The sequence below is a fragment of the Methylococcus capsulatus str. Texas = ATCC 19069 genome (assembly GCF_000424685.1).
Lineage (GTDB): Bacteria > Pseudomonadota > Gammaproteobacteria > Methylococcales > Methylococcaceae > Methylococcus > Methylococcus capsulatus.
On the sequence record NZ_KE384224.1, the window covers coordinates 58,487 to 78,018 of the forward strand.

General features: G+C 63.3%; 22 protein-coding genes. 8 read left to right on the top strand and 14 right to left on the bottom strand.

The window, feature by feature from the left end; all coding sequences use genetic code 11:
• Positions 1-72 precede the first annotated feature (72 nt).
• Complete coding sequence (locus tag H156_RS0111695) at positions 73-735, bottom strand: lipase family protein (RefSeq protein ID WP_238536852.1); 663 nt, start codon at positions 733-735, stop codon at positions 73-75.
• 85 nt (positions 736-820) lie between these two features.
• On the opposite strand from H156_RS0111695, the gene H156_RS17065 reads away from it, so the two are divergent.
• The 3 genes from H156_RS17065 to speD all read left to right on the top strand — a co-directional run bounded on the left by H156_RS17065 (position 821) and on the right by speD (position 2,345).
• Positions 821-997: a hypothetical protein gene (locus H156_RS17065; RefSeq protein WP_017365213.1), complete on the top strand. Its 177-nt coding sequence runs from the start codon at positions 821-823 to the stop codon at positions 995-997.
• A gap of 38 nt (positions 998-1,035) precedes the next feature.
• Complete coding sequence (locus H156_RS0111705) at positions 1,036-1,452, top strand: OsmC family protein (RefSeq protein WP_010961004.1); 417 nt, start codon at positions 1,036-1,038, stop codon at positions 1,450-1,452.
• Between the two features lie 92 nt (positions 1,453-1,544).
• Positions 1,545-2,345 carry an adenosylmethionine decarboxylase gene (gene speD / locus H156_RS0111710; protein ID WP_026045934.1) on the top strand — a complete coding sequence of 267 codons (801 nt, stop codon included), beginning with the start codon at positions 1,545-1,547 and terminating at the stop codon, positions 2,343-2,345.
• 64 nt (positions 2,346-2,409) lie between these two features.
• Here speD and H156_RS0111715 read toward each other — a convergent pair whose 3' ends face one another.
• The 10 genes from H156_RS0111715 to H156_RS0111760 form a co-directional block, all read right to left on the bottom strand.
• On the bottom strand, positions 2,410-3,609 hold the full coding sequence (locus tag H156_RS0111715) for a (Fe-S)-binding protein (RefSeq protein WP_017365212.1): 1,200 nt from the start codon (positions 3,607-3,609) through the stop codon (positions 2,410-2,412).
• 5 nt (positions 3,610-3,614) lie between these two features.
• On the bottom strand, positions 3,615-5,177 hold the full coding sequence (gene purH / locus H156_RS0111720) for a bifunctional phosphoribosylaminoimidazolecarboxamide formyltransferase/IMP cyclohydrolase (RefSeq protein WP_017365211.1): 1,563 nt from the start codon (positions 5,175-5,177) through the stop codon (positions 3,615-3,617).
• A 34-nt stretch (positions 5,178-5,211) separates the two neighbouring features.
• On the bottom strand, positions 5,212-5,484 hold the full coding sequence (locus tag H156_RS0111725) for a helix-turn-helix domain-containing protein (RefSeq protein WP_228370151.1): 273 nt from the start codon (positions 5,482-5,484) through the stop codon (positions 5,212-5,214).
• 14 nt (positions 5,485-5,498) lie between these two features.
• Complete coding sequence (gene dusB / locus H156_RS0111730; protein WP_010960999.1) at positions 5,499-6,482, bottom strand: tRNA dihydrouridine synthase DusB; 984 nt, start codon at positions 6,480-6,482, stop codon at positions 5,499-5,501.
• A gap of 88 nt (positions 6,483-6,570) precedes the next feature.
• Positions 6,571-7,419, bottom strand: coding sequence for a GNAT family N-acetyltransferase (locus H156_RS0111735; protein ID WP_017365210.1), 849 nt, complete (start codon positions 7,417-7,419; stop codon positions 6,571-6,573).
• Between the two features lie 55 nt (positions 7,420-7,474).
• Positions 7,475-7,936 carry a D-aminoacyl-tRNA deacylase gene (dtd, locus tag H156_RS0111740; RefSeq protein ID WP_010960997.1) on the bottom strand — a complete coding sequence of 154 codons (462 nt, stop codon included), beginning with the start codon at positions 7,934-7,936 and terminating at the stop codon, positions 7,475-7,477.
• 1 nt (position 7,937) lies between these two features.
• On the bottom strand, positions 7,938-8,258 hold the full coding sequence (locus H156_RS0111745) for a rhodanese-like domain-containing protein (RefSeq protein WP_026045933.1): 321 nt from the start codon (positions 8,256-8,258) through the stop codon (positions 7,938-7,940).
• Between the two features lie 70 nt (positions 8,259-8,328).
• The gene (gene sucD, locus H156_RS0111750) at positions 8,329-9,231 is read right to left on the bottom strand and encodes a succinate--CoA ligase subunit alpha (protein ID WP_010960995.1); all 903 of its coding nucleotides are present in this window, start codon (positions 9,229-9,231) and stop codon (positions 8,329-8,331) included.
• A 5-nt stretch (positions 9,232-9,236) separates the two neighbouring features.
• Positions 9,237-10,406 carry an ADP-forming succinate--CoA ligase subunit beta gene (gene sucC, locus H156_RS0111755; protein ID WP_010960994.1) on the bottom strand — a complete coding sequence of 390 codons (1,170 nt, stop codon included), beginning with the start codon at positions 10,404-10,406 and terminating at the stop codon, positions 9,237-9,239.
• A 54-nt stretch (positions 10,407-10,460) separates the two neighbouring features.
• Positions 10,461-11,423 (bottom strand): HpcH/HpaI aldolase/citrate lyase family protein, encoded by a 963-nt coding sequence (locus tag H156_RS0111760; RefSeq protein ID WP_017365208.1) that lies wholly within the window; start codon positions 11,421-11,423, stop codon positions 10,461-10,463.
• Positions 11,424-11,899: 476 nt separating this feature from the next.
• Here H156_RS0111760 and H156_RS0111765 point away from each other — a divergent pair, with 476 nt between their 5' ends.
• From H156_RS0111765 to alr, 5 genes are all read left to right on the top strand, one after another.
• A complete protein-coding gene (locus H156_RS0111765; RefSeq protein WP_010960992.1) occupies positions 11,900-12,823 on the top strand; it encodes a hypothetical protein in 924 nt (307 codons plus the stop codon).
• Between the two features lie 77 nt (positions 12,824-12,900).
• Positions 12,901-13,851, top strand: coding sequence for a prolyl aminopeptidase (gene pip, locus H156_RS0111770; RefSeq protein ID WP_017365207.1), 951 nt, complete (start codon positions 12,901-12,903; stop codon positions 13,849-13,851).
• Positions 13,852-13,926: 75 nt separating this feature from the next.
• Positions 13,927-15,348, top strand: coding sequence for a bifunctional D-glycero-beta-D-manno-heptose-7-phosphate kinase/D-glycero-beta-D-manno-heptose 1-phosphate adenylyltransferase HldE (gene hldE / locus H156_RS0111775; protein WP_010960990.1), 1,422 nt, complete (start codon positions 13,927-13,929; stop codon positions 15,346-15,348).
• An 11-nt stretch (positions 15,349-15,359) separates the two neighbouring features.
• Positions 15,360-16,745: a replicative DNA helicase gene (dnaB, locus tag H156_RS0111780; protein ID WP_010960989.1), complete on the top strand. Its 1,386-nt coding sequence runs from the start codon at positions 15,360-15,362 to the stop codon at positions 16,743-16,745.
• A gap of 3 nt (positions 16,746-16,748) precedes the next feature.
• On the top strand, positions 16,749-17,828 hold the full coding sequence (gene alr / locus H156_RS0111785; RefSeq protein ID WP_010960988.1) for an alanine racemase: 1,080 nt from the start codon (positions 16,749-16,751) through the stop codon (positions 17,826-17,828).
• 12 nt (positions 17,829-17,840) lie between these two features.
• Here the strand turns inward: alr and H156_RS16115 are convergent, their stop codons facing one another.
• From H156_RS16115 to H156_RS0111800, 3 genes are all read right to left on the bottom strand, one after another.
• Positions 17,841-18,365 carry a hypothetical protein gene (locus H156_RS16115; protein WP_238536851.1) on the bottom strand — a complete coding sequence of 175 codons (525 nt, stop codon included), beginning with the start codon at positions 18,363-18,365 and terminating at the stop codon, positions 17,841-17,843.
• A gap of 184 nt (positions 18,366-18,549) precedes the next feature.
• Complete coding sequence (locus H156_RS0111795) at positions 18,550-19,053, bottom strand: Hsp20/alpha crystallin family protein (RefSeq protein WP_026045932.1); 504 nt, start codon at positions 19,051-19,053, stop codon at positions 18,550-18,552.
• A gap of 78 nt (positions 19,054-19,131) precedes the next feature.
• Positions 19,132-19,512 (bottom strand): Hsp20/alpha crystallin family protein, encoded by a 381-nt coding sequence (locus tag H156_RS0111800; protein ID WP_010960985.1) that lies wholly within the window; start codon positions 19,510-19,512, stop codon positions 19,132-19,134.
• Positions 19,513-19,532: the final 20 nt, after the last annotated feature.

The window sequence follows — 19,532 nt, forward strand, 5'->3', positions numbered from 1 at the left end:
TCACGGATCAGGGCGACCGGGGACCGGTCGGAGCGGGTTATCGGATGTATCGTTCCAAGGGCCGCAATGGTCTCATCCCTGGAGGATGAGTTGAAGCTCCCCGTTGTCCCGCAGGTGCTTGACCAAGTCATGGCCACCCAGCTCGCGTTCGGTGATGCGGACGTTGCCGAACGGCGCGAGGTTTCTTGCATGGATGACGTCCAGCTCGTCCAGCGATGAGACGAAGATGTCGATCCGGTTGTCGCCGGTGGCCATTTCCAAGACCCGTCGGAGGTCGAAGAACTTGGGCTTGAACAGTGCCGCGCCGTAGGTCCGGAGTATCCTGGAGCGCCACCGCCCGTCTCCCGATGCCCTTCTCTTGGACGGGGAGATGAAGGTCTGGGGCGAAAAACTGACGACCCTGCCGCGGCCGATCAGCGTGGAAAACAGGATCGCGGCGTACCCGCCCATGGAATTCCCGATGAAGACGACTTCCTCCGCCGGCGATTTATCGATGATGCGTTCGATGTAGCGGACGGTTTCGGGGATGTTCGAGCTGATGCCGGGCAGGCCGGCGTGGTACCAGGTCTGCGACAGATCGCGGAAGAACACCCGGCTTTCGTTCAGAATCCGAGCACTCTCGTAGAACTCGAAGGGAGGGATGCCCAGGGCGCCTCGCATTCCTCCGAAAATCAGGTACAGCTTGTGTGAGCCTGGGATCAACTCTTCCAGAACGGGTGAGGCATTGGCATCCATGGATCGGCGGTCGGGAAAGGAAGGTTCGAAGATCACTTCCGTTGAGCGTTATTGACATCGGAGTCCCATTATCCCGGAGACGCCGTTGAAAGATAAACGGGAACCGGCCAAGACCACCGCCGTTCCGGAGCCGGGGAATCGCGGCGAAAGCTTCCATGGTCCCGCCTCCCTCATGCCGCCGAGCCGGAAACGCGCCTCGAGCCGCCTCGGGGAGCTGCCGCGGGACGTCGGCTTTGAGGTCTATTTCCTTTACGGTTTGTGATACCCTATCCGAATTTTATACGATGCTTCACTTCGACGATGAAAGCACGAATCAAGTGGGTCGATCACATGGCATTTCTCGGCGAGTCCGGTAGCGGCCATGCCGTGCTGATGGACACGGCGCCAGAGAGCGGAGGCCGTAACCTGGGAGTGCGTCCGATGGAGATGCTGTTGCTGGGGATGGGCGGCTGCACGGCTTTCGACGTCGTCCATATCCTGAAGAAGGGGCGGCACGACGTGCGCGATTGCGAAGTCCAGCTCGAAGCCGAACGGGCCGAGACCGATCCAAAGGTCTTCACGCGGATTCACGCCCATTTCGTGGTCAAGGGGAAGGGCCTGAGGGAGGAGGTGGTGAAGCGGGCGATCGAGCTATCGGCGGAAAAATACTGCTCGGCGTCGATCATGCTGGGCAAGACGGCGGAAATCACCCACGATTACGAGATCGCCGACGGATAGACTGGCAAAGCAGCGCGGCGTATTTTCGGCGGGCGCGAGCGCCCGTTAATTTTTTGTGGCAGATATTCCTGGCGGGGTCATATCGGAAATTGATGGACAACAAGCTGCAATTACACGGGTTCAACAACCTGACCAAATCGCTGAGCTTCAACATCTACGACATTTGCTATGCAAAGTCGGAAGCCGGCCAGCGCCGCTACATCGAGTACATCGACGAGGCCTACAGCGCCAAGCGTCTGACTCAGATACTCACCGATGTCAACGCCATCATCGGCGCGGAGATCCTGAACATCGCGCGCCAGGATTACGAGCCGCAGGGTGCCAGCGTGACGATGCTGATCTCGGAAGGGCACGAGGCTCCGGCGGCCATCACCAATTCCGAGTCGCCCGGCCCGATGCCGGAGGCCGTGGTGGCGCATCTGAACAAGAGCCACATCACGGTGCACACTTATCCGGAGAGCCACCCGCATGCCGGTATCAGCACCTTCCGCGCCGACATCGACGTCTCCACCTGCGGCCGCATCTCGCCGCTGAAGGCGCTGAACTACCTGATCCACAGCTTCGAATCGGACATCGTGATCATGGATTACCGGGTGCGCGGCTTCACCCGTGACATCAGCGGCCAGAAGCATTACATCGACCATGACATCACCTCGATCCAGAACTATATCTCCGATGCCACGGCGGACCGCTATCAGATGATCGACGTGAACGTTTATCAGGAAAAGATCTTTCACACCAAGATGATCCTGAAGGACTTCAATCTCGACAACTACCTGTTCGAGACCGACAAGGACCAGCTGGTGCCGGAGGAACGCGCCCACGTGCAGAAGCAGCTTCAGCGGGAGATGGCGGAAATCTTCTACGGCCGCAATTACAAGCTGCGGCGCTGAGGTCGGCCAGGAAAGGCTTGCCGGGAACCGGCGCCGCGGCGCCGGTTTTTCGTCTTCCAGCGGATCAGACGCGCTGGAGCCGCGCCAGCAGCTGGACCGGGTGGATCACCGGAATGTCGGCCCGGCCCTGCAAGCCGGCGCGCAGATGAAGGGCGCAGCCGATGTTGGAAGTCACCAGGTAATCCGGGGACTGCGCCAAGATGGCGTCCACCGTTTCGGTGCGGATGGCTTCGGCCATGCGACGGTGCTCGATCATGTAGCTCCCGGCGGCGCCACAGCAACGCCCTTTGACGGGCAGGGTCTTCACTTCCGCGCCGGGAATCCGGCGCAACAGTGTTTCCACGCTGCTTTCCGTCTTGCAGACGTTGCGCAGCGAGCAGGGATGATGGACCAAAATCCTGGCCTCCAGCGGCGCAAGATCCCAGCGTTCCTCGGGGATGCGATCGGCCAGGAAGCGGCTGACGTCCTGTACCTTCGAAGAAAGGGTTTCCGCCGCCCGGGTTTCGGAATGGCAGCGGTATTCCAACAGGGTCGCACTGCAGCCGCTGGCGAAGCCGATCACCGCATCCAGCGGCCGTTCCCCGAAGACTTCGATGTTGCGGGACATCAGCGCATGTGCGGTTGCCGCGTCGCCGGCATGAAGGTCCATGGCCCCGCAACAGACCTGGTTTCGCGGTACGCTGAGGCCAACCCCCAGTCGTGGCAACAGTCCGAGTATCGCCGTCACCGTGGCCGCATCGGCCACCGCTGCCGTGCAGCCCAGGAACAGTCCGGCATGGGTGAGAGGGTCCCCGGCGGCCGGATGGTCGCCGTACCAGCTTTCCGGGTTTCCCGAGGGCGGGAGGGATTTCCAGGCAGCGCCGGCCGGCAGGCGACCCGCCACATCCAACATCCGCCGTCCCAGCTTCGCCAACGTGGGATGGCGCAGTCCTTTCCGTACCGCCGACGACAGGGCGCGGGCGGCCAAAGGCTTACGCCGCTGCCCCGTCTCGGCGCGGAACCGGTCCACGAGCCGGCTGTAGGGAACCTTGGCCGGGCAGACGGCTTCGCAATTCCGGCACAGCAGGCAGTCGTCCAGTGGGCCGCGCAAGGCCGCTGTCAAAGACAGCCGGCCCGTGGCCCAGCCCTGGATCAGGGCGATACGGCCGCGGGGGGATTCGTTCTCGTCGGTCGTCTGCCGATAGGTGGGACAATGCGGAGAGCAAAGGCCGCATTTGACGCACAGGTCGGCGTCAGCCAGGAGCGATTCCAGTGCCGGGTTCACGGCTGCTAATGGCGGAAGTGACGGATGCCGGTGAAGACCATGGCCATGCCGTGTTCGTCCGCCGCAGCGATCACCTCGGGGTCCCTGACCGAACCGCCCGGTTGGATCACCGCCGTGACCCCGGCTTCGGCGGCGGCGTCGATACCGTCGCGGAACGGGAAGTACGCGTCGGAGGCGACGACCGAACCCGCCACGCTCAAGCCTTCGTCCTGCGCCTTGAGCGCGGCGATGCGGGCGGAGTAGACGCGGCTCATCTGGCCGGCGCCGATGCCGACCGTGCGGCGGTCCCTGCAATAGACGATGGCGTTGGACTTGACGAATTTGGCCACCCGCCAGGCGAACTGGAGGTCGATCAGCTCCTGTTCCGTCGGCGAGCGCCGGCTCACGACCCGGAAACGCTCGCCGGTCACCCGTTCGATGTCTTTGTCCTGCACCAGCAAGCCGCCGCCGACGCGCTTGAAATCCAGCTCCGCTGCTGGCTCGGCGGGCCAGGGGCCGGTGCTCAGCACGCGCACGTTGGGCTTGGCGGCCAGAACGGGCAGGGCATCGTCGGCAATCGCGGGCGCGATGACGACCTCGACGAACTGCCGTTCGACGATGGCACGGGCGGTTTCGGCGTCCAGCGTCCGGTTGAACGCGATGATGCCGCCGAAGGCGGAGGTGGGATCGGTGGCATAGGCCAGGTCGTAGGCCTGGGACAGGGTGGTGCCTTCGGCTACGCCGCACGGATTGGCGTGTTTGACGATCACGCAGGCGGGGAGATCCAAGAAACCCTTGACGCATTCGAGCGCGGCATCGGCATCGGCGATATTGTTGTAAGACAGCTCCTTGCCCTGCAACTGGCGGGCCGATGCGATGCAGCCGGAGGGGGCGCCGGGTTCGAGGTAAAACGCCGCGCGCTGGTGTGGATTCTCGCCGTAGCGCATCGATTGGATACGACGAAAGCGCAGCAGCAGCGGATCGGCGAAGCCGTCAGCCCCTTGGCGGCGATCGAGATAGTCGGCGATCGCTGCATCGTACCAGGCCGTATGACGGAAGGCCTTGGCCGCCAGAGCGAAGCGGGTGGCGTGTGACAGGCCGCCGCCGGAGGCTTCCAGCTCAGCCAGCACCGCGGCGTAGTCCGCAGGGTCGACCACCACCGCGACGGAAGCATGATTCTTCGACGCGGCGCGGATCAGGGCCGGGCCGCCGATGTCGATGTTCTCGATGGCGGTCTCCATGTCGCAATCGGGCCGGGCGACGGTCTGTTCGAACGGATAGAGATTGACCGCGACCAGGTCGATCGGGCGGATGCCGTGTTCTGCCATGACCGCCTCGTCGATGCCGCGCCGGCCGAGGATGCCGCCATGAACCTTGGGGTGCAGCGTCTTGACCCGGCCGTCCATCATCTCCGGAAAGCCGGTGTAGTCGCTGACTTCGATGGCCGGGACGCCGTGTTCGGCCAACAGTCTGGCAGTGCCGCCGGACGAGATGATTTCGACGCCGATGCCGGCGAGGCCCCGGCAGAACTCCACGCAGCCGGTCTTGTCGGAAACGCTGACGAGGGCGCGGGCGATAGGATTGCTCATTGGATCTCTCGGGTCGGAAAGGCTGGGAAATTGCTCACTCGATGCCGTGCTGCTGCATCTTCTTGCGCAGTGTGCTGCGGCTGAGGCCCAGCAACTGGGCGGCGCGGGTCTGGTTGTGACAGCAGTGCTCGAGCACGGTACGGATGAGCGGTCGTTCGACTTCACCCATGACGAGGGTATACATGTCGGTCACGCTGATGCCGTCCAGCTGTGACAGATAATTGACCAAGGCCGCACGTACCTGCTCGCTGAGCACCACGGGCGCGGGGGAGGGATCCTTGGGCGGAGATTCGAAAGATTCAAGCAATCGATTGTCCTGTCTCATGCAGCGGTCTTCTCGAACTGAAATTTCAACAGGGCTTCCACAGCGGAGAGCTGCTGGGGGGCGTTGGCGAGGGAAAAAATCCCCGGTACCAGCCGGTCGTCCAGACCCGGGATCCGGGCGGCGTACCAGCCGATATGTTTGCGTGCGATCCGCACCCCCTGCTTCTCCCCATAGAAGGAATACAGCGCTTCGAGGTGGCCGAGCACGGTGCGGCGGATCTCATCGAGCGTAGGGGGCAAGGGCTGGCGACCGTCCTTGAGCCGCGCGTCGATTTCCCGCAGCAGCCAGGGCCGTCCCCAGGCGCCACGGCCGATCATCACGGCATCCGCGCCGGTCGATCGGAGCACGGCCTCGGCTTTTCCGGGAGAGTCGATGTCGCCGTTGGCGATGACCGGAATGCCGATGGCTTTCTTAACTTCGGTAATTGTAGAGTATTCGGCTGCCCCCGCAAACCCGCAGGCGCGGGTGCGGCCATGAACCGTGAGCGCCCGGATTCCGGCGCTTTCGGCGATTTTTCCGATGCTGACCGCATTGCGGGACGCCGAATCCCAGCCGGTCCTGATCTTCAGGGTGACCGGAACCGGTACGGCCTGGACCACCGCTTCGAGGATGTTCGCCACCAGCTTCTCGTCGCGCAGCAGGGCCGAACCGGCGGCGACGTTGCAGACTTTTTTCGCGGGGCAGCCCATGTTGATGTCGATGATGTCGGCGCCGAGATCGACAGTGCGGCGCGCCGCCTCGGCCATCTCCCTCGGATCGGCGCCGACGATCTGGACGCTGATCGGGCCAGGCTCACCGCGGTGATCTTGCCGCAGCCTGGACTTGCGTGTGGCCTGCAACGCCGGGCTGGCGGATATCATCTCCGAGACCGCGAGCCCCGCGCCGAATTGCCGGCAGAGCCTGCGAAAAGGGAGATCGGTGACGCCCGCCATGGGTGCGAGGATGACCGGGCTACTGAGGCGGTAGGGTCCGATTTGCATAGCGGTGGAAAAAAGCGGGGAAGTCTACCGGGACGCGCCATCGCTGCCAAGGACTGGCGCCGTCGGCGCTGGCATGGTATGGAACCGCCTAGCCCAGCTCGTAAGTCGTGATGCCGAAGGTGCGTTCCAACGGCAGGGAGGGTATCCGCGGTGTATACATGCGCGCGGTTTCGAAGACCCGCCGCATGCCATGCTGGGCGGCCAGCTGCAAGGCGGCGGTATTGGGTGCCGGCATGTCGATGTAGATGGGGGCCGTTCCCGCGTGAGGACGGAAAGCTTGCAGCAGGCACGCCGCGATTCGGGGTGTGTCGGCGAACAATGGACCGAGCTTGTAGCCCCTACGGCAAGGGCGAAGCAGTCCGTATCCGGCGATGTCGCCATCGTCGGAGCGGTAGAGCAGGCCGGTACACCCCGGCTGTCGGGTCCAGACACGCAGGAATCCATCCCGGCTCCCCGGGAACAGTGCGGCGTCATAGGCCAGGATCGCGTCGAACTCGGACGGTTCCAGCCGACCCACGGCGGTATCCGTTTCCAGGGCCGCGGGACCGTTCCACTCGAAACGGATGTTGCGGTGGGCGGTGACGAAGCCGGAACGGGCATAGCTGGACTGCCGTTCGATTACGCCGTCCAGGCCGACCGTCCGCTCTCCCAGATGCTCCACGGCGGCATGCCAGAGCTTGAGGCCGAAACCCTTGCCACGGTGCTCCGGCCGCACGATATAGAGCCCGATGAAACCGAAGTCGCCGGGATAGGATACCGCGCTGATGCTCCCTACCGGCTCGTCGTCCAGAAAGCCCATGAAAAATCCGGAAGGGTCCGCGGCGAAGAAGCTCGCCGCATCGTGCAGGCCGGGGTTCCATCCTTCTGCCGCCGCCCAGTCCAGCGCCAGCTCCAGCCGTTGCCGGTCCATGCGTTCGATATGGAATTTCTGCTGCATGGCGAATACCTCCGCATACTCATCGGACGATGATAGCGGACGCGGACCATGGGGCCTATCCCCCCGGAGGCCGGTCGGGCGGACAGCGCAGCAGAAAGGTCACAGGACCGTCATTGACGAGAAAGACCTGCATGTCGGCGCCGAAGCGCCCGGTTGCAACGGGGGAATGCCGGCGCTGGGTGGCATCCACCAGTGCGTCGAACAGCCGGCGGCCGGTTTCGGGATCGGCTGCGGGGGTGAAGCTCGGACGCATGCCTTTCGCGGTGTCGGCGGCCAGGGTGAACTGCGAGACCAGCAGCAGGCCGCCGCCCGTTTCGGCCAGGCTCAGGTTCATGCGGTTTTCGCTGTCCGGGAACATCCGGTAGCCGAGCAGGCGCTCAGCCATCCGCGACACCTGGGTCGCGCCATCGCCGCGCTCGATAGCGACGAGGGCCAGGGTGCCCCGGCCTATGGCGCCGACCGTCGCGCCGTCGACCCGGACGCTGGCCTGGGTGACCCGCTGGATCAGGGCGATCATTTCAATAACGGGGCATGCCGGGATCGGCTTCCCGCGCCCAGGCATCGATTCCACCGGCAAGATTGATGACCCGCCCGAAGCCCTGGGTCTCCAGAAACCGGGCGACCTGAAAGCTCCGCATGCCGTGGTGACAGACCACGACGGTCGTCCGGTCGGGGTCGAGTTCGCCCAGCCTCGATACGATCTCTCCCATGGGGATGTGCAGACTGCCGTCGATGTGGCAAAAGGCGAACTCGCCGGGTTCACGCACGTCCAGCAGCAATGGGGCTGCCTCGGGTTCGTCGAGGAGTGCTTTGACTTGATGAGGGGTCAATTGTCGCATGGTGGGAACGGGTAGGGGGCCACGGCGTACCGCCGAGAGCCCCGGTTCGTTGATCTCGGGAACCCGGCGATCAGAATCTGATTCCGTGTTCCTGCGCGGCGCGTAGCACGGTCTGGCCGATCTGTGCCGGGTTGCGGGCGACGTACAGCCCCAAGGCTTCCATGGCGTCCATCTTGGCGCCGGCGGTGTCGGCCTCGCTGGAGATGATGGCGCCGGCATGGCCCATGCGTCGGCCGGTCGGTGCGGCAAGGCCTGCGACGAAGCCGATGACCGGCTTTGTCATGTTTTCCTTGGCCCAGCGGGCGGCGGCGACTTCCTGGGGGCCGCCGATTTCGCCGATCATCACCACGATCTCGGTTTCCGGGTCGGCTTCGAAGGCGCGCAGGACGGTGACGAAATCGGTTCCGTTGATGGGGTCGCCGCCGATGCCGACCGAGGTGGTGATGCCCAGCCCAAGCGCGGCCATCTGTTCCGTCGCCTCGTAATTGAGGGTGCCGGAGCGCGATACGATGCCGACGTTGCCCTTTTTGTAAATGTGCGAAGGCATGATGCCCACCTTGCACTCGCCCGGCGTGATGATGCCGGGGGTGTTCGGTCCGATCACGATGGAATCCTTGCCCACCCGGTAGCGCTGCAGTCGGATCATGTCGTGTACCGGGATGCCGTCGGCGATGGTCACGGCGACCCGGATGCCGGCGTCTATGGCTTCCATCAACGCGTCCGCATTGAAGGGCGGCGGCACGAACACGGCGGAGACGTCGGCGCCGGTGGCGGCCACGGCTTCAGCCACGGTGTCGAACACCGGCAGATGAGCGAGTTCGGGATCGGGATGGCGGGTGCCGCCTTTGCCAGGGGTGACACCGCCGACCACCCGGGTGCCCATCCGCATGGCGTCCTTGGCGTGGAAGGTGGCGTGCTCGCCGGTGAAGCCCTGGAAGATGACCTTGGAGTGCTTGTTAACGAATACGCTCATGACTGTTATCCCTTGACGATGGCGACGGCCTTGGCGGCCGCGTCGTCCAGATTTTCCGCGGTGATGAAGGAGAGGCCGGATTCGGCCAGGATCTTGCGGCCCTCGTCGACGTTCGTCCCGGCCAGGCGCACGATCAGCGGCACCTTGATCTGCAGGCTGTCGCAGGCCTGGATCAGGCCCTTGGCGATCCAGTCACAGCGGTTGATGCCGGCAAAGATGTTGACCAGGATGCAGCGGACGTTGGGATCTTCCAGTACGATGCGGCAGGCATTGGTGACCTTCTCGGGGGAGGCGCCGCCGCCCACGTCGAGGAAGTTGGCCGGACGGCCGCCATGCAGGGTGATGGCGTCGAGCGAAGCCATGGCGAGGCCGGCGCCATTGACGATGCAGCCGATGTTGCCGTCGAGGGCGATGTAATTGAGACCGTGGCCGGAGGCTTCGACCTCTTTCGGGTCTTCCTCGGCCAGGTCGCGCATCTCGGTGATGGTGCGCTGCCGGTACAGGGCGTTGTCGTCGAAGTTGAACTTGGCATCCAGGACCATGAGCGATTCGTCGCTTTCGCCCACGATGGCCAGAGGATTGATTTCGGCCTGCAGGGCATCTTTGTCGCGCATGCAGCGGTAGATGGCCTTCATCAGCCTGACGGCCTGGGGCATCAGCTTGCCTTTCAGGCCGATCGCCGTGGCGACCTTGCGGCACTGGAAGTCCAGCAGGCCTATGGCCGGATCGACGACTTCCTTGACGATTTTCTCCGGGGTTTCCTTTGCGACTTCCTCGATTTCCATGCCGCCCTCGCTGGAGGCGATCAGGGTGATGCGTTGATTGCCGCGATCGATCACGAAGCCCAGGTAGTATTCCTTTTTGATATGGCTGGCCTGTTCCACCCACAGACGCTGAACCAGCGAGCCTCCCGGGCCGGTCTGATGGGTGACGAGGTGGCTGCCGAGCATGGCGTCGGCGTATTGGCGGACTTCCTCGATGGAGTGGGCGACCTTTACGCCCCCGGCCTTGCCGCGACCGCCGGCATGGATCTGCGCCTTGACCACCCAGCGGCTGCCGCCGATCTCCTCGGCGACGCTGGCGGCCTGCGCGTCGGAATAGGCAACGGCGCCGTCGGGCACGGGCACGCCATAGGTCTTGAGCAGCTCCTTGGCCTGGTACTCATGGATATTCACGGACGATCTCCTCGTTCAACTCGAAATATGCATCGCGCGAGACAGGGGGGATTCCTACCGACGCGACTCGATCTGCTTCATCTGGCGGACCACGTTCTCCGCCATCCGGATCGAGGCGGCATCGATCAGCCGCCCATCCAGAGACACCGCGCCTTTGCCCTCCTTCGCCGCCTGCTCCATGGCTTCCAGGATGCGGTAGGCCCGCGTGACCTCTTTTTCCGTGGGTGTGAAGATTTCGTTGCACAGTGGAATCTGGGAGGGATGGATCGCCCACTTCCCTTCGCAGCCCAGAGCCGCGGCACGGCGGGCTGCGGCGCGAAATCCTTCCGGATCGCTGAAATCGCCGAAGGGGCCGTCGATGGGGCGAAGTCCATAGGCGCGGCAGGCCGCGACCATGCGGGAAATGCCGAAATGCCACTGGTCGGCCCAGTGATAGGCGCGGGTACCGCTTTCGTCAGGGTCGGTCAGCATGCCGTAATCCGGGTTGGCGCCACCGATGTTGGTCGTGCGGGCGCGCACCGAGGCAGCGTAGTCGGCCACGCCGAACACCATGGCCTCCATGCGTTCAGGACAGGTGCGGGCGATCTCCTCCACGTTGGCCATGCCCATGGCCGTTTCGATCAGCACGTGGATATTGATCGGTTTGAAACCTTTGTAGGCCTCGATCTGGGAAAGTAAAGTCGCGACGAACAGAACGTCCGAGGCGCTGCCGACTTTCGGCACCAGAATGGTGTCGAGCTTGTCGCCGCAGGACTCGACGATCTCAACGAGGTCCCGGTAGGCGTAATGGGTGTCGAGGCCGTTGATGCGGACGGAGACCGCGCATTTGGACCAGTCGTAGGTGTTGAGCGCGAAGACGATGTTCCGGCGCGCTTGCTCCTTGTCATCCGGCGCAACCGCATCTTCCAGGTCCAGAAAGACGATGTCGGCGCCGGCTTCCGGCGCTTTCTCGAGCATGCGTGGATTGCTGCCCGGCACCGCGAGTTCGCTGCGGTGTAGACGGTTCTTGACAGCCATGTGACCTCTTGAGTTCTCAGATGTATTCAGGGGGTTGTGATCTTGTGCGTGGTTAGTGCGCATCGCTTCGCGAGCGTGCGTCGCCGTTGCGGGGGCGCATAACGGCGGCCGGAAATCGCCGGCATGGCGCATCTCCCGGCGTTCGGGTTGTTGTAAATCGTATACGGCGAACTCTGAATTATAAACCAGGCCATTGGGATTCACTAATATGCCCTTTCGGTGGCGATGTTCTATACTGCGAGGTGCACTCGCTACGGTGGAAATCGATTACCCCTGCCGGGTGCGGATGGGGCTGAATCTTTTGGGGCGCGTTCGCGTCGGAACGTAAAGCGGCGATGCTGACTCGGGTCAACAAAATCACACAAGGAGAATTGTTACCGCCGTGGTTTTTTGCTAGCATCCTACCGGCAAGCAACTAACTGTTGCTCCGGAGCAACGCTTTATCCAACTAACAATATTTTGTCGAGGGGATTTTCATGAATCAGATCAAGAAATCGGGTGGTTTCACCACGCTGCTCACCGCGTCGATCGCCGCCGCTCTCGCGCCTTCGGTTTCCATGGCCGCTCCGAAAGCCCATGCTTCTTCGGCCCAGGCTTCGCTGGAACGGAGACTGCAGGTAATGGAACAGGAAATGCAGGCGCTGCGTGCTGAACTCGAGGCGTCGCGCTCAAAGGCCGAAGCGGAAGCGGCGGAAGCCAAAGCGGAGGCAAAGGATACGGCTCAGCAGGTACAGGCTCAGCAGGCGAAAGTGAATCAGGGGCTTGCCGAGCTGGCCAAACACGAAGAAAAGAAGGATGACATGGTCTTCTTCCGTGGTGGCTGGGCAGCCATGAATCATGCTCGTACCAGCGAACTGCTGGTCAACAACAATCTCCTTTCGTCGAACAATTTCGGTTCCGACAAGGCCGGCTGGTATGTCGGCGCAGGTCTGGATCACCGTCTGAGCGACGACACCTTCGGCATTTCCGACGACCTGGCGCTCGATGCCGAAATCATGTTCGACTACAAGAACTACGGCAGCGTCAACAACTCATTCGTCAGCAGCGTGACGGGCACGCGGATGCAGGCGCAGGTCACCATGTTCTCCCTGTATGCATCTCCCAAGCTGAAATACACCGGCATCGAAGGATTCCGTCCCTGGATCGTGCCGTTCGGTCTCAGCGTCAACGTCATCAGCCCGCCCTCCAGCGGCGTGACCGTGTTGAATCCCGGTCTGATGCTCGGTACCGGTCTGGAGTACAATATCTTCAAGAACCTGTGGGTGGGTGCCGACTTCCGGTACAACTTCACCGGCGGCGACCTGAACTACAGCGTCAGGACGAACAACGGCAAGACCATCTTGAACAGCACCGATACGGACAACTACACCGCCGGTGCTTACGTCGGCATCGGCTTCTGAAGCCCGTCAGGCTCCTGGCCGGCCGCAGGGGGATCTCAGGATCCCCCTTTTTTGTGCGACCCGTTTGCAGACCCCTGATGAAACCGCTTTATCCACCGCTCGAACCCTACGTCTTCCACCGTTTCGGAGTGGGGGGCGGGCATGAGATCTATGTCGAGGAATGCGGCAATCCCGAGGGCATTCCCGCGGTGTTTTTGCACGGGGGGCCAGGCTCTGGTTGCAGACACCACCATCGCTCGTTTTTCGATCCGGAACGTTACCGGGCGATACTCGTCGATCAACGGGGCTGCGGGCGATCGACCCCGCATGGTGCGCTCAGGAACAATACCACCCGTCATCTGATCGACGACCTCGAATCGATCCGAGGGCGCTTGAATATCCCGAAATGGCTGCTTTTCGGTGGCTCCTGGGGGGCGGCCCTGGCATTGCTCTATGCGCAGGCCTTTCCGGAGCGGGTGAGCGGGCTGATCCTGAGGGGCAGTTTCCTGGCGCGCAAGCGCGACGTGGACTGGTTCGTGCGCGATGGTGCCAGTCGCTTCCATCCCGAGGCATGGCAGCGGTTCAGTGACAATTTCGATGCCCGGGAGCGGGCCGATCCGGTCCGGGCTATCCACCGCCGGATCAAAGGCGCCGATGAGCTTGAACAGCGGCGAATGGCGAAGGAATGGTGGCTTTGGAGCAGCCGCGTCACGCTGGGTTCCGGGTTCAACCCGGCGGATGATGATCCCCTTCCCCCCGGAGCCTTGGCGCAGTGCCGCATCGAACTCCATTATGCGGCGGCCCGCTATTTCATCAGGGAAGGTCAGATCCTCGAAGACTGTCCGAAGATCGCCCATCTGCCCGCGATCATCGTGCACGGCCGGAAGGACCTGGTCTGTCCTCCCGAGGCGGCCTGGCTGCTGCATCGGGCATTGCCGCGATCCGAGTTGACGATTTTGCCGAACGCCGGTCATCTTGCCCAAGGCGAGGAAATGACCGATGCTCTGGTGAGAGCGCTGGACGGCATGGCGGAACGGCTGGGGAGCTGATTCCCCGCGCGGCGGGCAGCGCATACCGATGCGCCGCTATGGTATTCTAACGGCTCTTCCCGTTGTTCCCTTCACATGATACTCCCCGACTTCAGCCTCGCCCGCGTATTGGTCGTCGGAGACCTCATGCTCGATCGCTACTGGTTCGGTGGAGCTTCCCGCATCTCGCCGGAGGCGCCGGTGCCGGTCGTGCGGGTGGAAAGCTCGGAGGAGCGCATAGGCGGTGCCGGAAACGTGGCGCTCAATCTGGCGGCACTGGGCGGGGAAGTCGATCTGCTGGGTTATGCCGGCGAAGACGAGGCGGCTGCCGCGTTGGAGAGGCTCCTGGCCGTGGCCGGCATCCGCAGCCACATCGAGCGTTGTCCGGCGGTTGCCACGATCACCAAACTGCGCGTCGTCAGTCGCCAGCAGCAGCTCATTCGGCTGGATTTCGAGGACGGCTTCGCCCACCTCGATCCCGCTCCCTTGGTCACCCGGTTCCGTGCGCTGCTGGAGGAGACCGGTGTAGTGGTGCTTTCCGACTACGCGAAAGGGACTCTGGCCTGCGTTGAGGAATTCATCGCCGCCTCGCGGCGGGCCGGCAAGCCGGTTCTGGTCGATCCCAAGGGGGTGGATTTCGATCGCTATCGAGGCGCGACGCTGTTGACCCCCAACCTTTCCGAATTCGAAGCCGTGGTCGGTGCTTGCTGCGACGATGCGGAAATCGAACGCAAAGGACGGGCGTTGATGACGCGGCTGGATCTCGAAGCCCTGCTCGTGACCCGGGGCGAGCACGGCATGAGCCTCCTGAGACCGACGGCGGGAGCGCTGCACCTCCCAGCGCATGGCAAAGAAGTGTACGACGTGACCGGTGCGGGCGACACGGTTATCTCCGTGCTCGCCGCGGCCCTCGCCGTCGGTCGGCCGCTGACCGATGCGGTGGCCCTGGCGAATCTGGCCGCCGGTATCGTGGTCGGCAAGCTCGGTACGGCATCGGTTTCGCCCGAGGAACTGGCCATTGCGATTCACGGCCAGCGGGCTCCCCGGCGGGGAGCGATCACATTGGCGGAACTGCTGGACGTGCTCATTCCCTTGCGAAGGGCCGGCGAGCGGATCGTGGTCACGAACGGCTGTTTCGATCTGCTGCATCCCGGCCACGTGCATTATCTGGAACAGGCCCGCGCCCTGGGTGACCGTCTGATCGTGCTGGTTAACGGCGACGACTCGGTGCGCCGGTTGAAAGGGGCGGGCCGCCCGGTCAATCCGCTGCCGCACCGGATGGCCATGTTGGCGGCACTGGAGAGTGTCGACTGGGTCGTGGCCTTCGATGGCGATACACCACGCGACGAAATCTGCGCCATCCGTCCCCACGTCCTGGTCAAAGGAGGCGATTACGCCGATATCACGGCGATCGTCGGTCATGATTGCGTCCTGGAAACCGGTGGCGAGGTGAGGATACTCGACTTCGTCGAAGGCCATTCCACCACCCGCATCATCGAAGCCATCCGCAACGGCTGACTGAACTCGAAATGTCCGAATACGCCCGATCGATCGACAAGCGCGTGGAAGCGCTCAAGATCCCCCCCCATTCGATCCAGGCCGAGCAGGCGGTGCTGGGCGGCTTGCTGCTCGACAACCAGACCTGGGACGTCGTCGCCGACCGCATCGTCGAGGAAGACTTCTACCGGCGCGACCATCGCCTGATCTTCCGTGCGATCCGCCAGCTTTCCGAGCGGCAGGCGCCGTTCGACGTCGTGACCCTGTCGGAAGTACTGGAAAAGACGGGAGAGCTCGAAGAAGCCGGCGGCCTTGCCTATCTCGCCGTGCTGGCGCGGGAAACGCCCAGCGCCGCCAACATTGCCGCCTATGCCGACATCGTGCGCGAGCGCGCCGTGTTGCGCCAGCTCATCCATGTGGGTACCGAAATCGCCGATTCGGCCTATCAGCCCGAAGGGCGCGGCATGAGCGATCTGCTCGAACAGGCCGAGCAGCGCGTGTTCCAGATCGCCGACCAGCGTCAGCGCGGCAGCGCCGGTTTCAAGCCGATCAAGAGCCTGCTGGCCGCCGCCGTCGATCGCATCGAGATGCTGTTCCACAAGGAGGGGCACATTACCGGCGCAAGCACGGGGTTCACCGATTTCGACGACATGACTTCGGGTTTGCAGCCGTCCGACCTCATCATCATCGCCGGTCGGCCGTCCATGGGCAAAACCACCTTCGCGATGAACATCGCCGAGAACGTCGCGATCAAAGAAAGGCTGCCGGTCGCCGTGTTCAGCATGGAAATGCCTGGTGAGCAGCTGGCCATGAGGATGATGTCTTCACTCGGCCGCATCGACCAGCACCGGGTCCGCACCGGCAAACTGGAGGACGACGAATGGCCCCGCATGACCTCCGCCATCAACATCCTGGCCGAAACCAGACTTTTCATCGACGATACACCGGCTTTGTCTCCCACCGAAGTCCGCGCCCGCTGCCGCCGGTTGGCGCGGGAGAACGGCCAGCTCGGACTGGTGGTGCTGGACTATCTGCAGCTCATGCAATGTTCGGGCGGCGAGAACCGGGTTGCCGAAATTTCGGAAATTTCCCGTTCGCTCAAGGCACTGGCCAAGGAGCTGAACGTGCCTGTGATAGCCCTGTCCCAGCTCAACCGCAACCTTGAGCAACGCCCCAACAAGCGACCGGTACCGTCCGATTTGCGCGAATCGGGCTCGATCGAACAGGACGCCGATCTCATTGTGTTCATCTACCGCGACGAGGTCTACCATCCCGACAGCGCCGACAAGGGCACGGCGGAAATCATCATCGCCAAGCAGCGTAACGGTCCGATCGGTACGGTGAGGATGACCTTCCTGGGCCAGTACACGCGTTTCGAGAACTTCATCGCCGATCCCTATTCCAGCGAAGGATACTAAACCGTGGTGCCCGCAGCCCGTGCCGTCCTGGACATGGCGGCCTTCGCCCACAATTTCGCCTGGATTCGCGCCGCCGCGCCGGATTCGAAAATCATGGCCGTGATCAAGGCCAACGCCTACGGGCACGGACTGATCCGGGCCGCGCGAGCGCTGCCGGCAGCGGATGCGTTTGCCGTGGCGCGGGTGGAAGAGGGCATCGTTCTGCGTCAGGCCGGTATCGCTCAACGCATCGCCGTGTTGCAGGGTTATGGCGACGAAGAAGGGATGAGGCTGAGCGCCCGCCATGGTCTCGAACCGGTGATCCATTCCGGCTTCCAGCTTGATCTGCTGGAGCGGCTCGATACTTCCGTCCCAATGGGGGTGTGGCTCAAGGCGGACAGCGGGATGCATCGGCTGGGTCTGGCCGACGAGGAGTTCGCCCGGGCGCGGTTGCGGCTGGCGCGGATGCCTCAGGTGCGCCAGCCGGTGCCTGTCATGACCCATCTGGCCAATGCCGACGCCACCGATGATCCGACCACCGAAATCCAGCTGCGTTGTTTTGGGCGGATGGCAGGCGGGCGGGGCGAATTCAGCATCGGCAACTCGGCGGGGTTGATGGCCTGGGCGGCGGCCCGCAGTGCCTGGGTCAGGCCCGGCATCCTGCTGTATGGCGTATCGCCGTTTCCTGGACGGAGCGGACCGGAAGAAGGTTTGATGCCGGTCATGACCTTGCAGAGCCGCCTGATCGCGGTCAAGCAACTGAAGACCGGCGATGCGGTTGGATACGGCGGCGACTTCATCTGCCGCCGCCCGACCCGCATGGGCATCGCGGCCATAGGCTACGGCGATGGTTACCCCCGCCGCGCGGCCACCGGCACGCCGGTGCTGGTCCGGGGCAGGCGCGTGCCGCTGATCGGCCGGGTCTCGATGGACATGATATCGGTCGATCTGACCGACTGCCCGTCGGCGGAAATCGGCGATACCGTGACGCTATGGGGACAAGGGCTGCCGGTGGAGGAAATCGCGCTTCACGCCGACACCATTCCCTACGTGTTACTGTGCAATGTCACCCAGCGGGTGAACATGGTGGAGACAGTCGCCTGAAACAGCCGCCCGCTATTGTTTTTTCGCGATGGCGAAAACCAGGGTGGCGCCCCCCTGATCGGCGGGAGTCCCGGTGCCTTCCCGTCGGGTGAACATGAATTCCTTGCCGTTGTTCACCAGCACGAAAAACGTCTGGAACGACTTCCCGCCCAGCACGGCATCGACTTTGCCGGTACCGTCGAGATAGACCTCATAGGTGCACTCCGAGGTGTCCTGGGTCACCGCGGCCTGGAGGCCAGCCTTGTTGGCCATGCTGTGGATGCTGCAATGGCCGTCGCCGTCGAATTTGAACACGCCGACGCGGATGGCGATCGCGCCGGTAGTGAGTCTGGTCGCGGCATCGAAATCGGCGCCGAAATAGCCTTGCGCGGCGAAGCCGTAACTGCCTTTCAGCCGCTTGTTGACGAGGGTCTTGCCTTCGCCGTTGTATTCGAAAGCGCTTGCCTGGCGGAGACCGAGGGCGGCGAGAGTGGCGGCGGCTAGGAAAACCAGGGAGTGGAATTTCGAACGGCGGAGCATGGGAGTTCTGGTGATCATCGAATGTCCGAACGGAAGCGAAGGTGGTTGTCGAACCCTCCAGGATGCAAGTTCGTTGCCACGAAAAAACCATACATAGAACGAGGAATGGGAGGCCAGGATAATCGAGATTTGTGCCATATCGCTCGGCGACTGCGTGAAATGAAGCATTTTGTCCGCGGCCTCGCGGTCGTAGCCGTGGACTTCATCGAACCGGAATCTCGATGCTCCTGGGCAACCTGGCCGCAGCCTTGGGCAGTTCGATCTTGAGCACGCCGTTGCGGTAGGACGCCTGCACCCGGTCCGCGACCACCTCCGCCGGCAGCGGAATCACCCTGTGGAAGTGTCCGTAGGCGCACTGCAAGACCCGGTACCGGCCTTCGCTGGTTTCCCGTTCGAGGCGTTTTTCACCCTGCACGATGAGCAGGTCGCCGCGCAGCTCGAGGTTGAAATCTTCCTTCTCCATCCCGGGTACTTCGAGCCGGATGACCACTTTGCGATCGTCTTCGTACACGTCTCCAGCCAGCAAGGCCCAGGTGGGGGAAGCCAGGTAGAAATCCTCCTGGCGTCGGGGCACGGCGGGTACCGAGGCTCCGGGCTTGAATCGGGTCAGCGCGCCCGCCGCCCGTTCGCGGAGGCGATGCCAGCCCTCTGCCAGTGATTCCCAGGCCTCTTCCAAGCCGTGCTTGAGTTCGTTTAATGTAGTCATGACTGTTCCCCTTCAGCGATGGGTGGCGAGGGCCGGCCGCGGCCCGTTTGCCGGGCCACGCTGGCCATTCAGAAAAGATCAGTCCACGCTGACCGTGATCTTGCGTGGTTGAGCATGCTCGGCCTTGGGGATCCGCAGGCGCAACACGCCGTCCTTGAACTGGGCGTCGATCTTGGAAGGGTCGAGGTCCCGGCTCAGGCTGAAGCTCCTGCGGTAGGCGGGAGAGCGGATTTCGGCGTAGCTGGGCTCCATCCCCTCCGGTGTCTCCAGGGCGATTTCCCCCTCGATCGAAAGGTTCTGGCCATCCATGCGCACCGTCAGTTTCTCTTTGGGCACACCCGGCATATCGGCAGTGAGGGTGATGCCGGTTTCGTCCTCCACGATGTCCACCGCCGGCAGTAGGGCCGGGGCCGGACGAACGTCTTCGCGCCTGGCGATGTCTTGTTTACCGTCGCTCATGATGATTCACCTTCCGTCAC

Coding starts and splice junctions, on each gene's coding strand:
- H156_RS16115 (WP_238536851.1), bottom strand. CDS start 18,365: ATGATCACCAGAACTCCCATGCTCCGCCGTTCGAAATTCCACTCCCTG.
- H156_RS0111745 (WP_026045933.1), bottom strand. CDS start 8,258: ATGCGACAATTGACCCCTCATCAAGTCAAAGCACTCCTCGACGAACCC.
- H156_RS0111800 (WP_010960985.1), bottom strand. CDS start 19,512: ATGAGCGACGGTAAACAAGACATCGCCAGGCGCGAAGACGTTCGTCCG.
- purH (WP_017365211.1), bottom strand. CDS start 5,177: ATGAGCAATCCTATCGCCCGCGCCCTCGTCAGCGTTTCCGACAAGACC.
- dtd (WP_010960997.1), bottom strand. CDS start 7,936: ATGATCGCCCTGATCCAGCGGGTCACCCAGGCCAGCGTCCGGGTCGAC.
- dnaB (WP_010960989.1), top strand. CDS start 15,360: ATGTCCGAATACGCCCGATCGATCGACAAGCGCGTGGAAGCGCTCAAG.
- pip (WP_017365207.1), top strand. CDS start 12,901: ATGAAACCGCTTTATCCACCGCTCGAACCCTACGTCTTCCACCGTTTC.
- hldE (WP_010960990.1), top strand. CDS start 13,927: ATGATACTCCCCGACTTCAGCCTCGCCCGCGTATTGGTCGTCGGAGAC.
- H156_RS0111735 (WP_017365210.1), bottom strand. CDS start 7,419: ATGCAGCAGAAATTCCATATCGAACGCATGGACCGGCAACGGCTGGAG.
- sucD (WP_010960995.1), bottom strand. CDS start 9,231: ATGAGCGTATTCGTTAACAAGCACTCCAAGGTCATCTTCCAGGGCTTC.
- H156_RS0111705 (WP_010961004.1), top strand. CDS start 1,036: ATGAAAGCACGAATCAAGTGGGTCGATCACATGGCATTTCTCGGCGAG.
- H156_RS0111765 (WP_010960992.1), top strand. CDS start 11,900: ATGAATCAGATCAAGAAATCGGGTGGTTTCACCACGCTGCTCACCGCG.
- H156_RS0111760 (WP_017365208.1), bottom strand. CDS start 11,423: ATGGCTGTCAAGAACCGTCTACACCGCAGCGAACTCGCGGTGCCGGGC.
- H156_RS0111795 (WP_026045932.1), bottom strand. CDS start 19,053: ATGACTACATTAAACGAACTCAAGCACGGCTTGGAAGAGGCCTGGGAA.
- H156_RS0111695 (WP_238536852.1), bottom strand. CDS start 735: ATGGATGCCAATGCCTCACCCGTTCTGGAAGAGTTGATCCCAGGCTCA.
- dusB (WP_010960999.1), bottom strand. CDS start 6,482: ATGCAAATCGGACCCTACCGCCTCAGTAGCCCGGTCATCCTCGCACCC.
- speD (WP_026045934.1), top strand. CDS start 1,545: ATGGACAACAAGCTGCAATTACACGGGTTCAACAACCTGACCAAATCG.